The organism is Alsobacter sp. (assembly GCF_059501845.1).
On sequence record NZ_JCACDK010000011.1, the window covers coordinates 103,497 to 115,755 of the forward strand.

At 68.3% G+C, this 12,259-nt stretch carries 11 protein-coding genes; 6 read left to right on the forward strand and 5 right to left on the reverse strand.

The window, feature by feature from the left end; genetic code table 11:
- Positions 1-108: 108 nt before the first annotated feature.
- The gene (locus AC5JCN_RS07935) at positions 109-1,824 is read left to right on the forward strand and encodes a SulP family inorganic anion transporter (protein ID WP_495754495.1); all 1,716 of its coding nucleotides are present in this window, start codon (positions 109-111) and stop codon (positions 1,822-1,824) included.
- 10 nt (positions 1,825-1,834) lie between these two features.
- On the opposite strand, the gene AC5JCN_RS07940 is transcribed toward AC5JCN_RS07935, so the two are convergent.
- The 3 genes from AC5JCN_RS07940 to AC5JCN_RS07950 all read right to left on the reverse strand — a co-directional run bounded on the left by AC5JCN_RS07940 (position 1,835) and on the right by AC5JCN_RS07950 (position 4,521).
- Complete coding sequence (locus AC5JCN_RS07940; RefSeq protein ID WP_495754496.1) at positions 1,835-2,407, reverse strand: hypothetical protein; 573 nt, start codon at positions 2,405-2,407, stop codon at positions 1,835-1,837.
- Positions 2,408-2,728: 321 nt separating this feature from the next.
- Positions 2,729-3,472 carry a CDP-alcohol phosphatidyltransferase family protein gene (locus tag AC5JCN_RS07945; RefSeq protein ID WP_495754497.1) on the reverse strand — a complete coding sequence of 248 codons (744 nt, stop codon included), beginning with the start codon at positions 3,470-3,472 and terminating at the stop codon, positions 2,729-2,731.
- A 164-nt stretch (positions 3,473-3,636) separates the two neighbouring features.
- Positions 3,637-4,521 (reverse strand): copper chaperone, encoded by an 885-nt coding sequence (locus AC5JCN_RS07950; RefSeq protein ID WP_495754498.1) that lies wholly within the window; start codon positions 4,519-4,521, stop codon positions 3,637-3,639.
- Between the two features lie 79 nt (positions 4,522-4,600).
- Here AC5JCN_RS07950 and AC5JCN_RS07955 point away from each other — a divergent pair, with 79 nt between their 5' ends.
- The gene (locus AC5JCN_RS07955) at positions 4,601-5,764 is read left to right on the forward strand and encodes a UbiH/UbiF family hydroxylase (protein ID WP_495754499.1); all 1,164 of its coding nucleotides are present in this window, start codon (positions 4,601-4,603) and stop codon (positions 5,762-5,764) included.
- Positions 5,765-5,768: 4 nt separating this feature from the next.
- On the opposite strand, the gene AC5JCN_RS07960 is transcribed toward AC5JCN_RS07955, so the two are convergent.
- Positions 5,769-6,758, reverse strand: coding sequence for an AEC family transporter (locus AC5JCN_RS07960; protein ID WP_495754500.1), 990 nt, complete (start codon positions 6,756-6,758; stop codon positions 5,769-5,771).
- Positions 6,759-6,892: 134 nt separating this feature from the next.
- Here AC5JCN_RS07960 and AC5JCN_RS07965 point away from each other — a divergent pair, with 134 nt between their 5' ends.
- The 4 genes from AC5JCN_RS07965 to rnd all read left to right on the forward strand — a co-directional run bounded on the left by AC5JCN_RS07965 (position 6,893) and on the right by rnd (position 10,594).
- Positions 6,893-7,813, forward strand: coding sequence for a lysophospholipid acyltransferase family protein (locus tag AC5JCN_RS07965; protein ID WP_495754501.1), 921 nt, complete (start codon positions 6,893-6,895; stop codon positions 7,811-7,813).
- A gap of 82 nt (positions 7,814-7,895) precedes the next feature.
- Entirely contained in the window at positions 7,896-8,936 is a 1,041-nt protein-coding gene (locus tag AC5JCN_RS07970; RefSeq protein ID WP_495754502.1) for an HpcH/HpaI aldolase/citrate lyase family protein, read from the forward strand.
- Positions 8,937-9,009: 73 nt separating this feature from the next.
- Positions 9,010-9,339: a heat shock protein HspQ gene (hspQ, locus tag AC5JCN_RS07975; protein WP_495754503.1), complete on the forward strand. Its 330-nt coding sequence runs from the start codon at positions 9,010-9,012 to the stop codon at positions 9,337-9,339.
- Between the two features lie 109 nt (positions 9,340-9,448).
- Complete coding sequence (gene rnd, locus AC5JCN_RS07980) at positions 9,449-10,594, forward strand: ribonuclease D (protein ID WP_495754504.1); 1,146 nt, start codon at positions 9,449-9,451, stop codon at positions 10,592-10,594.
- Positions 10,595-10,714: 120 nt separating this feature from the next.
- Here the strand turns inward: rnd and ppx are convergent, their stop codons facing one another.
- Positions 10,715-12,241: an exopolyphosphatase gene (gene ppx, locus AC5JCN_RS07985; RefSeq protein ID WP_495754505.1), complete on the reverse strand. Its 1,527-nt coding sequence runs from the start codon at positions 12,239-12,241 to the stop codon at positions 10,715-10,717.
- Between the last annotated feature and the right edge of the window lie 18 nt (positions 12,242-12,259).

The window sequence follows — 12,259 nt, forward strand, 5'->3', positions numbered from 1 at the left end:
CATCTTAAGGAGACATACGCACTCCACAACAGGCGCGTGGTGTGGCATGCTCCAAATTATACATACTGCCGACGTTAAATTTCAGACCTGTTGACCGGATCCTCGACCTTGCACGCTCCCGCCCCCCGCCGCCACCAGCCAACCTTTTCCGAGCTCTTCACGCCCAAGATCGTCACGGTCTGGCGTGAAGGCTATTCGGCCGGAGCACTGCGAGCCGACGTGATCGCCGGCATCACGGTCGCGATGGTGGCCCTTCCGCTCTCGATGGCCATCGCCAAGGCGAGCGGCGCCTCGCCCGAGCGCGGACTGTTCACAGCCATCGTCGGCGGCTTCCTCATTTCGCTGCTGGGTGGCAGCCGGTTCCAGATCGGCGGGCCCGCCGGGGCCTTCATCGTCCTGGTCGCTTCGACGATCGAGCGCCATGGCTTCGACGGCTTCCTGCTGGCGACGATCATGGCGGGCGTCATCCTGCTCGCCATCGGGTTCCTGAGGCTGGGCACCTACATCAAGTACATTCCGCATCCGGTGACCGTAGGCTTCACCTCCGGGATCGCGGTGATCATCTTCTCCAGCCAGATTTCGGATCTGCTGGGACTGACGCTCCCGGGCCGGGAACCCGCGGCATTCCTGCCCAAGCTCGAAGCGCTGTGGGCTTCGGTGGGAACCGTGACTCCCGCGGCGCTCGTCGTAACCGCCATCTCGCTCGCCATCATCCTGACGCTGCGAAAAGTCCGGCCGCACTGGCCGGGTCTCCTGATCGCGATCGCGACCGCGTCGTTGCTATCCCTTCTGCTGGCCAGGTTCGGCTTCCCGGTCGCGACGATCGGCAGCAAGTTCGGCGGCATTCCGTCCACCCTCCCTGCTCCCGTTTTGCCCGCCATGTCGCTGGAGAAGGCAGCCGCGGTGCTGCCAGACGCGGTCGCCATTGCCATTCTGGGTGGCATCGAGTCGCTTCTCTCGGCCGTCGTCGCCGACGGAATGACCGGTCGACGGCACCTCTCCAACTGCGAGCTCGTCGCGCAGGGCGTCGCCAACATCGCCAGCGCCCTGTTCGGCGGCATCTGCGCGACCGGAACGATCGCACGCACCGCGACGAATGTGCGCGCCGGTGCCCGCAGCCCGGTCTCGGGCATGACCCACTCGATCGTGCTGCTGCTGCTGATGCTCGTGGCTGCCCCGCTGGCGGCCTACATCCCGCTCGCGGCCCTGGCGTCGGTGCTCGCCGTCGTGTCCTGGAACATGGCGGAGAGGGCGGAATTCGTCGCCATCCTTCGCCGCTCGCGTGCCGACAGCCTCGTCTTGCTCTCCACCTTCCTGCTCACCGTCTTCCGTGACCTCACGGAAGGGATCGGGGTGGGCGTCGTGCTGGGGGCCGTCATCTTCATGCACCGCATGGCGGAACTGGTCGAGGTCGAGACGAACACCCGCCTGATCGAGACCGACGAGGCCGAGACCCCCGACGACACCCCGCCCTACACCGGGCCACAGGGACAAAGCGACGTGATGGTCTACCGCATCAACGGCCCGTTCTTCTTCGGCGCCGCGGCGGAGGTGAGCGCCGTTCTCGGGCGCATCGGCCAGACGCCGCGCGTCTTCGTGCTCGACCTCAGCCGGGTGCCTTTCGTCGATTCCACGGCGGCCCAGTCCCTCTCCGGCTTCGTTCGCAAGGCGGCCAAGGCAGGGACGTCCGTGATCCTCGCGGGGGCACCGGATGCCGTCGAGCGCGAACTCGTCGCCCATGGGCTCACGCAGCCGGTCGTCACCTATGCTCGCACCATCGACGAGGCTGAAGCGCAGGCGCAGGTGATGCGGGAAGCGGCCTAGTGACGGACCGTCACCGCCCGCCGGGAGACAGGCCGGCCAGCTCCCACAGCCTCGCGTAGACGCTGCCGGGCAAGGGCCGCGCGAGATCCGCGGTCTGCTGCGAGCGGTAGAGGTGGATGTAGATGACGGGGGACGCGAGGAGTGCGTCGACGTCCTGCACCGGCGTGAACAGGTCAGCCCTGTCCGGCGTCAGGCAGGTCTCGGGACCGAGGATCACGCCGTCGAAGCCGTGCGCGGCAATGTGGTTCTGGATGGCGACATAGCCGAAAGTGCCCCAGGGCATCACGGCCGGGCCCAACGTCCGCCACCTCAGACTGTCGCGGAGAATTCCAGCGAGCTTGGCCGGGCGCGTCCACGGCAGCGCCGCAAACGGGCGCCGGCTGAGCGACAGCAGGGACTTCAGGAGTGGATGTTCCGGCGGCAGCCTCATGAGGGCATTGTTGACCTGCCGGGCCGTCGGCGACCTCTCGGCGGCAAGCAGAGCAGGTGCGTCTGGCAGAGGTCTGACGAGGACGATGTCCGCGTCGAGCCACGCGGCATCGAAGCGCGCGAGGATCATGCACCGGTAAAGGTCTGCGAACACGGCGAGGCTCCCCGACCTTCGGTGCCGGAAGATCCGCTCCTTCGGACAGAGGCGGCCGGCATCGACCACGGACACGCCGGGCGGAGCCTCCATTGGCTCGTATGCGTGCAGGACGACCTCGTGGCCCTGCCTCACCCAGGAGGTCAGGCACAGCCACTCGAGGGGTCCGAGGGCCGGACCGACCCAGAGGGTGTGGATGGCAGGAAGATGTAGGACGGCGTGACCGTGACCCGGGTCGGATGAAATATCGGCCGGCAATATCGGCCTCCCCCAACGAATTCAGAATGTCTGCCCTTCCGGAAAACGGAAGGACGCAGAAACCTAGTGGCTCTTCTCCAGCGTGGCCGGCAGCCTGCGCAGGAGCCCGAGCCCGGCGAAATAAATAGCGCAGACGATCAGCACCGCCGTGGTCACGAAGTCGGGCTTGAGGTTCTCGGCCACGCACGCAAAGGCCGCGATCGTCCAGACGGCGCACATGACGAGCGTGACCGGCTTGAACTGCTGCACACGAAAGGGGTGCACGAAGACCAGCGGCGTCGCCTGACCGATCGCACAGGCCGCCACGATCAGCGTCGCCACCCATGCCGGGGGAGCGAACACGACGAGGTAGAAGACCACGACGTTCCAAACCGCCGGAAAACCCGCGAACCAGTTGTCCGGCGTCTTCATGCGCAGATCGGCGAAGTAGAGCGCGGCCGAGACGATGATGACGAAGCCGAGGGCCAGTGCGAATTCTCGCGACCAGATGTTGGCCAGCACGAGAATGGCTGCGGGCACGAACACGTATGTCGTGAAGTCGATGACGAGGTCCAGCACATCGCCGGAGATGTTGGGGACACGCTCGCGCACATGCAGCGCACGGGCCAGCGTGCCGTCGACGCCGTCGACGATCAACGCTACGCCGAGCCAGGCGAAGGCGCGCGCGAAATCTCCCGAGAACGCCTCGAACATCGCGAAGAAGGCGAGCGCGCCGCCCGAAGCGGTGAAGAAGTGGACGAGATAGGCCGGCAGGCGCTCGGCGAAGCTCTTGAGCGGAGGTCGCTCGTCTTCGGAGGATTCTGTCACGCGCCGCACCGGTCGAGGATGGACAGGGGCGCCGGCCGCCCCCGCGTCGGGAGATGGCGCGAAGCCGCGCCGGTGCGGATAAAACATCAGCCGGGGTCGCAGCGCCAGCGGCCTTCGCCGTGGCCATGCGGATTTGCGTGGAGTGTTGCTCGGATCCCGGCCGATCAGGAGCTGAGGTAGCGCAGGACCGTGCCGAGGCCCACCTGCGAAAGCGAGAGGACGAGCCCCCCTGCAATCAGGCCGATCCCGATGGCACGGGTGAACCACGGCGCGGCGATCAACTTCTCGGCCGTCATCACGAGGGCCATCCCCGCCATCCAGAACACGTTCATCAGGCCTGCGGCAGACATCGCGGCCATCATCGGCGCGCAGCAGACGAGGCAGGCCAGGCCCTGGTCGAGGCCTTCCCGCAGCGCGCGCCCTGTCGTGACGGCAGCGCCATCCTCCAGCCTTCGCAGCGGATGCCGGCAGAAGCCGAGCCCGGCCTGCTTCCAGGCAGAGAACTGCCACAGGCCAGCCGCTCCCACGACCACGCCCGCTGCCGGGACAGTCAGGTTGGCGGGCAAACTGAGTGAGATCAGCAGGGCGCTCCCTAGCGCCTGAACCAAGGCGAGCACCGCTGCGGCAGCCAGCCAGACGCCGAGGTACCCGCCCAGGATGGCCAGCACGGGAACCGGACCAGCGCGGCCCGGCGCCTCCTCCAGCCGATCAGAAGCGGCGAGCAGCATGGGAACCGCGGTCGGCAGCATCATGCCGACGGCCATGGCAGCCCACAGCGCCATGCTGGCCGGCAGGGCTGCAGCAAAGCCGGCTGTTCCGGAGAAGCCGGCCGGGCTGCAGAGCGTGTCGAGGAAGGCAGCCGCGTCGCCGCCGCGCTGCAGCGCCTGGGTGACGAGCGCACCCCAGGCGGCGATGGTGAGCACGGCCACGGAAGCAGCGCCCGCCAGGGCGCCGCGCGGGAGAGTGGCCTTCCCGGCCCCTGTCCAGTTCGCCTGCGACATGCCCTCACCCAAGCAGACTGCGGCCGGCTCGTCGATGACGCTGATCAAGGTGCGCGCCCCGGCCCCATGGTGCTGTCGCGCGGGCTATGGCAGGGAAGAGCCTGTTGAGAGCCCGGAGGCATTGGCCATGGAGCGCAGGCGCTTCGACATCGGCATCGCAGGCGGCGGCGCGGTCGGCCTCGCGGCCGGCATCGCGCTCGCCCGGGCGGGCTGGTCCGTGGTGCTCGCCGGGCCGGGCCGGGCGCGCAGCGATGGGCGCACCATCGCGGTGATGGACGGGTCGCTGAAGTTCCTCGCCTCGCTCGGCCTGCGCGAGCGCCTCGAAGCCGAATCGTCGCCGCTGGAGACGATGACGATCGTCGACGACACCGGCGCCATCCTGCGCGCGCCGCCGGTCTCCTTCCACGCCCGCGAACTCGACCTCGACGCCTTCGGCCGCAACATCGAGAACGCGGCCCTGGTCGGCATGATCGCCGAGGCCGCGGCGGCAACACCCGGGCTGACGCTGGTGCAGGAACTGGTCTCCGCCACCACGGCCGATGCCGACGGCGCAACGATGACCCTGGCAGGAGGCGAGACCCTGACCGTCGACCTCCTCGTCGGCGCTGACGGACGCGACAGCAAGGTGCGCGAACAGGCGGGGATCCGCTCCCGCGGCTGGAGCTATCCGCAGTCGGCAATCACCGCCATCTTCGCCCACGACCGGCCACACCGCGAGACATCGACCGAGTTCCACACGCGGTTCGGGCCCTTCACCCTCGTGCCGCTGCCAGGCCGGCGCTCCAGCCTGGTCTGGCTGACGAAGCCGCAGCACGCCGATCGCCTGATGAAGCTGCCCGACGCGGATTTCGCTCTGGCGGCGGAAAAGCAGGCCCGATCCATGCTCGGTGCCATGCGCCTCGACGGCCCCCGGGGCTGCGTGCCGATGGCCGGCCTGTCAGTCGACCGGTTCACCTCGGAGCGCGTGGCACTCGTGGGTGAGGCCGCGCATGTGTTCCCGCCCATCGGCGCACAGGGTCTGAACCTCGGGCTGAGGGATGTCGCCGCCCTGGTGAAGGCTCTCGGTCCGGCGAAGGGTGATGCCGGAGCCGCAGACAGGCTCCACCGCTACGAGACGGCACGAGGCGCCGACGTGCGGACGCGGACGCTGGTCGTCGACACCGTCAACCGCTCGCTGCTGGCCGGCCTTGCTCCGGTCGATGCGGCCCGCAGCATGGGGCTGATGGCCATCGCGGCCATTCCGCCCTTGCGCCGCATGGTGATGCGGCAGGGGCTCGGCCCCGCGGCCTGACCCCTCAGCGGAAAATGTCGTAGGGCACGAGGTGCCCAGCGATCATGGCCAGCAGCGCCGTGACCGTCACGATGGATCCGAGCGTTCCCAGGAGGATGGCCGACGAGGCACGCTCCACGCTCACCCGGTACTGGTTGGCGAGCACGAAGATGTTCAGCGCCGGCGGCAATCCCGCCATGAGGACGGCCGTGAACGTCCATTCCCGGCCGAAGTCGCCCAGCTCGGACAGGACGATCCAGACCAGCAGCGGGTGTACCACGAGCTTGATGAAGAGCAGCACCGGCAGCGTCGCATCGACGCCCTTCACGGGGCGCAGCGCCACCGTGACACCCATGGTGAAGAGCGCGCAGGGGGCCGCGGCGTTTTTCAGGAAGGTGAGCATCACGTCGACGGGCTCGGGCGGCGTCCAGCGGAAATAGGCCGCGAGCACGGCGACGGCGGTGGCGATGTTGAAAGGGTGGGTGACGACCCGCTTCACCACGTACCATGCGGTCTGGCCGAGATGCATGCCCGCCCGGTTGCCGAGCGCCATCAGGAAGGGCACGGCGGTGAAATGGATCATGTTGTCGAAAACGAAGATCAGCGCCGCCGGCACGATCGCCGCCTGGCCCAGCGCCGCGATGGTGAGCCCGGGGCCCATATAGCCGATATTGGCGTAGGCCCCGATCACGGCGTCGATGGCGCCGCGCCGCACGTCTCCCCGTGTCGCGAGCAGGCTGATTCCGAGCGACAGAGAAAAGATGAGAGCCGTCGACAAGGTCGTCCCGAGGATGAACCACCCGTTGGCGAGCTGCTCGAAGGAGGCGGCCGAGATCAGCTTGAAGAACAGCGCGGGCAGAGCGAGGTAGACGATGAAGAAGTTCATCCACTGCAGCCCGGCCTCGGGATAGCGGACGAGCTTGCCGCAGGCAAAGCCGAGCGCGATCAGGCCGAAGAAGGGGAGCGCCAGCGTCGCGACGTTCACCGAAACCTCATCGATGAGGGGAAACGCCACGCGCATAGCGCATCCCGCGCGCAAGGGAAATGGACGCCGGTGCGAGGCTGCATGGCACAGAGATGGCAGGTCTGCGGACTTCCTGCGGCAGAACCGTCATGCTAGGGGGGCGAGCACGCATTGGATCGGCCGGATTGAACGAGCTCAGCAAGACCCGCCCGGCGCGGGAGCCGGCGGATACGCCGCCCCCCGACGCCGGGTTTCTCATGCGCCTTGAATACTGGGGCTTCCTTCTGGTCGCCGGGATTGCGCGTGCCCTTCCGCTCGACACCACCTCCGCCGTGTCCGGCAAGATCTGGCGGCTGCTGGCTCCGCGCCTGCGACGACATGCGCGGGCACGGGCGAACCTCGCCGCCTCCCTGCCCGAGATCCCGGAGGCGCGGCGCGAGGAGATGCTCCTGGACATGTGGGAAAACCTCGGCCGCACGTTCGGCGAGGCGTTCCACATGGACCGGATCTGGCAGGACACCGGTCGCTTCGCCATCCACCACCAGCCGGAGGCGCTGGCCGCGGTCCGCGCGGGCGGCGTGGTGGTCGTCGGCCTGCACCAGGGCAACTGGGAAATCGCCAGCATGGTGGGCCTGCGCGAAGGCCTGAATGTCGCCGGCGTCTACCAGCGGCTGAAGAATCCCCTGGTGGACCGCTACATCACCCGGATGCGCGCCCCCTATTACCCCGCCGGCCTGTACAGCAAGGGCCACGAGGCCGTGCTGAAGCTGATGCGGGTGCTGAAATCAGGCGGCGGCATCGGCGTCCTGGGCGATCTGCGCGAGCACAAGGGCATCGAGGTGCCCTTCTTCGGCCGGATGGCGCCGTCCACCCCCTTCCCTGCCCTGATGGCGCGGACGCTCAACATCCCGCTGGTCGCCGCGCAGGTGATCCGGCTGGAGGGGGCGCACTTCACGTTGCGCACGGTCATCGTTCCCGTCCCGCGCACCTCGGACAAGGACGCCGACGTGCTGGCCGGCACAGCGGCCCTTCAGGCGCAGTTCGAGACGTGGATCCGCGAACATCCCGAGCAGTGGATGTGGGCGCACCGGCGGTGGGCGCGCTGAACGCGTGTCTCAGCCGCATGGCCGATTGCGCCAGAGCGGGCTCCGCGCCTTACTGCGCCGCAGCATGGCCGGAGACCGACCGATGAAGCTCGCGCGCAACTTCTACCGCCCCCTCGCCATCGGTGCGCCGCAGCCCTTTCGCGAGCCGCCGGTGCGGCTGGAGCGGATGATCCACTTCGTGCCGCCGCACATCGAGAAGGTTCGCGCCAAGGTCCCCGAATTGGCCGGGCAGGTCGACATCGTCCTGGGCAACCTGGAGGACGCGATCCCGGCCGATGCCAAGGTGGCGGCGCGGGACGGCTTCATCGCGCTGGCCCGGGCCGGGGACTGGAGCAGAACCGGGCTCTGGACGCGGATCAACGCCCTGAACAGCCCGTGGATGCTCGACGACGTCACCCGCATCGTGGCCGAGGTCGGCGACAGGCTAGACGTCGTCATGCTGCCGAAGGTCGAGGGACCATGGGACATCCACTACCTCGACCAGCTGCTCGCGCAGCTCGAGGCCCGCCACGCCCTGCGCAAGCCGATCATGATCCACGCCATCCTGGAGACGGCGGAGGGCGTGGCGAATGTCGACACGATAGCGGCGTCCTCGCCGCGCATGCACGGCATCAGCCTCGGTCCGGCCGACCTTGCGGCCTCGCGCGGGATGAAGACGACACGCGTTGGCGGCGGCCACCCGCTCTACACGGTGCTCGGCGATCCCGCCGCCGACGGGACGCGCACTGTCGCGCAGCAGGACCTCTGGCACTACACGACCGCCCGGATGGTGGACGCCTGCGCGGCGGCCGGCATCAAGGCGTTCTACGGCCCGTTTGGCGACTTCGGTGACGCCGCCGCATGCGAGGCGCAGTTCCGCAATGCGTTCCTCCTCGGCTGCGCCGGAGCCTGGACCCTGCATCCCTCCCAGATCGCCATCGCCAAGGCCGTGTTCAGCCCTGATCCGGCGGAGGTGGCGTTCGCCCGCCGCATCGTCGAGGCCATGCCGGACGGCAGCGGCGCGGTGATGATCGACGGAAAGATGCAGGACGACGCGACATGGAAGCAGGCCAGGGTCATTCTCGACCTGGCGCGGAGCGTAGCCGCGAAGGATCCGGACAAGGCGTCCGCTTACGGTTTGTGAAGGCGCCTGCGTCAACCTGACGGGGCCGGCGCGTTGACAGGCCGGCTCGGGCAGGCGTATCGGAACAGCCGCAATGAAGGATCGACAGGCAAAATACGCGCTCGGTCAAGTCGTCAGGCACCGGGTCTACCCCTTCCGGGGCGTCATTTTCGACGTCGACCCGACCTTCTCGAACACCGAAGAGTGGTACAACGCGATCCCGGAAGAGGTTCGGCCCGCCAAGGACCAGCCCTTCTACCACCTCTTCGCAGAGAACGCCGATACGGAGTACGTCGCCTACGTCTCCGAGCAGAACCTGCTGCCGGACACGTCGGGCGAGCCGATTCGGCATCCCCAGGTCGCCGAAGCCTTCGTCGTCGGCGAGGACGGCACATACCGGACCCGCAGTTCGAACCTCAACTGAGCGTCGCGGCAGCCTTTCCACATGTCTTGACCGGCGGCATGGCCACCCGTCGGCGGCGTCGGCAAGCAACGACGGCGACAGCAGCCGGAAATCCCGTTATCAGAGCAGAATGCCGCTGATTTCAGATACCGCGTCCCTGAGCGCCGCGTGCAAGCGCCTCGCCTCGCAAGCCTTCGTGACCTTCGACACGGAGTTCATGCGGGAGACCACCTACTATCCCAAGCTCTGCCTCGTGCAGCTGGCGACCGAGGAGGACGTGGTTCTCGTCGACCCGCTCGCCCCGGGCATCGACCTCGCGCCGTTCCTGGAGCTGATGCGCGACCCGGCCGTGATGAAGGTGGTGCACTCCGGCCGTCAGGACGTCGAGATCCTCTGGCATCTCGACCACTGCATTCCGGTGCCTCTCTTCGACACGCAGGTTGCCGCGATGGTCTGCGGCTACGGCGACAGTGTGTCCTACGAGCAGTTGGCCCACGACCTCGCCAAGGCGCGCATCGACAAGTCCTCGCGCTTCACCGACTGGTCGAAGCGGCCCCTGAGCGATGCCCAGCTCTCCTACGCCAAATCGGACGTGACGCATCTGCGGCTCGTCTACCAGGTGCTGGCGAAGAAGCTGGAGGAGACTGGCCGCACGCCCTGGCTCGAGAACGAGATGCAGATCCTCACCTCGCCCGAGACCTACCGCGCCCACCCCGAGGATGCCTGGCAGCGCCTCAAGGGTCGCGTGCGCAAGCCGCGAGAACTCGGCGTGCTCATGGAACTCGCCGCCTGGCGCGAGCGGGAAGCCCAGTCGCGGGACGTACCGCGCAGCCGCGTGCTGAAGGACGATGCTGTGATGGACATCGTCTCTGCCGCACCGCGCACCGTCGAGGCGCTGGGGCATCTGCGGTCCGTGCCCTCGGGCTTCGAGAGGTCCCGTGCCGGCGCCGAGATCGTCGCCGCGGTCGAACGCGGGCTCGAGAAGGACCCGAAGTCCCTGCCCGCCCTGGAGCGCCACAACCGGCGTCCCTTCAACCAGGCCACGGTCGACCTCCTCAAGGTGCTGCTCAAGATGGTGAGCGAGGAGCAGCAGGTCGCCGCCAAGATCATCGGCACGGTCGACGACCTCGAAGCCATCGCGGCCGATGACGAGGCCGACGTGCCCGCCCTCAAGGGGTGGCGCCGGGACCTCTTCGGCGAGCCCGCGCTCAAGCTCAAGCACGGACGGCTCGCTCTGGCGGTCGAGAACGGCAGGGTGATCGGCGTCGAGCGCTGAGGCGCAGCGAGCCGCATCACCGCCAGCAGCGAAGCGCCGGACCGATCTGGCTAGCGGATCCGCGACCAGCCAGACCGGTTGGGCCGCCCGCTCCAGCGCCCCATTCCGTGTCCACCCGCCTCACCGAGGCGATGGGGATTGCACCGTCTCGATGGCCGGCGTGCGTCCGATCAGGCGGGCCAGCTGCTTCAACCGGTTCATCAGCCGATCGCTGGCCAGCGCCGAAAGCTCGGGCGGCAGGTCGAGCCGAAGCGTCCCGTGCGAGCAGTGCAGGGGCACTCGGGGCAGGACGCCGGGCATCGCCGCGCTGAGCAGGTAGGCCACCCGCATGGCCGCACCGAGGACGCGCGCGCGGTCGAGCATGCGCGTCGACGCCAGCTCGCGCAGGCGGGGACTGACCTCGTCGTCGTTCAGGCCCATGTGCCTGTATGCGACGGCCAGGGCCAGGAAGGCGCGGCCGGGATGGTCGATGCCGATGAAGCCGGCGTGGGCGATGATGTTCAGCGACTGCTCGCCGCGATAGTCGGGATGCGCCCGCCAGCCGATGTCGGCGAGCAGGCAGGCTGCATGGCGCAGTCGCCGCTCCTCACCGCTTTCGTCGAGGCCGCTGGACGACATGAAGCGGTCGGTCCAGCCGCACAGTTCCTCGCCATGCCGGGGAGCCCGCGAACGCAGCACGTTCAGGTCGCGCGCCGTGACGAGCAGCGGATCCTGCGCACGCTGGGCGTCGTCGAGAAGCTCGTAGAGCATGCCCTCGCGCACGCCGAGTGCCGAGATCACGACCTCGGACGGCTTGCCGGTCTTGATGATGTGCTCCAGCACCAGCGCGCCGTAGGAGAGCAGCGGCCTGCGCGCGGCAGAAACACTCTCGATGGCTGCGAGGGTCTCCGCCTCAACCCGCTCGACGAGCGCCGCGAAGTCTGCGGCGTCTCGGGATGGGATGACGTAGTTGTGCATGACGTGCAGCGGATAGCCGCGCTGGGACATGTGCAGCCGCGCCAGCGAGCGCCACGTTCCGCCGACCGCGTAGAAGGTCCGGCCCTTCAGCGCCGCGATCTGCGGCAGGTCGTCCAGCGTATCGCGGACGATCTTCGTCGCCTTCTTGATGTTGCCGCCTGAGCGGTCCTGCAGCGCGAGGCCTCCCAGCTGGACCGAGACCCCCTGCCCCAGCTTGTGGCCCCTGATGTCGATCAGCTCCAGCGAGCCGCCGCCAAGGTCGCCGACGACCCCGTCGGGCTTCCAGATGCCGGAGATAATGCCCAGCGCCGAAAGCCGTGCCTCGCGCTTCCCCGAGATCAGCTCGACCGGCTGGCCGGTCACCTTCTCGCAGCGTGCCAGGAACTCCGCGCCGTTCTCCGCATCGCGCGCGGCGGCCGTCGCGAGAACCCTGACTTCGCTGATGCCCATCGTCTCGCAGAGCACGCGGAACCGCGCGAGCGCGGCGAGCGCCTTATCCATCGCCTCGGCCGGGAGGCGCTTGGTGGTCAGCACGTTGCGGCCGAGGCCGCAGAGCACCTTCTCGTTGAAGATCGGCGTGGGTGACCGCGTGAGGCCCTCATAGGCCACCAAGCGGACGGAATTGGACCCGATGTCGATGATGGCGATCGGGTCACCGACCCGCAGCCGTCCCTGTGCCTCTTGCGGCATGCAGCCTCTGCTTGTCCC

What these genes read in the sequence shown, in the direction of transcription:
- ppx (WP_495754505.1), bottom strand. Translation starts at nt 12,241, where the DNA reads ATGCCGCAAGAGGCACAGGGACGGCTGCGGGTCGGTGACCCGATCGCC.
- AC5JCN_RS07970 (WP_495754502.1), top strand. Translation starts at nt 7,896, where the DNA reads ATGAAGCTCGCGCGCAACTTCTACCGCCCCCTCGCCATCGGTGCGCCG.
- AC5JCN_RS07955 (WP_495754499.1), top strand. Translation starts at nt 4,601, where the DNA reads ATGGAGCGCAGGCGCTTCGACATCGGCATCGCAGGCGGCGGCGCGGTC.
- rnd (WP_495754504.1), top strand. Translation starts at nt 9,449, where the DNA reads ATGCCGCTGATTTCAGATACCGCGTCCCTGAGCGCCGCGTGCAAGCGC.
- hspQ (WP_495754503.1), top strand. Translation starts at nt 9,010, where the DNA reads ATGAAGGATCGACAGGCAAAATACGCGCTCGGTCAAGTCGTCAGGCAC.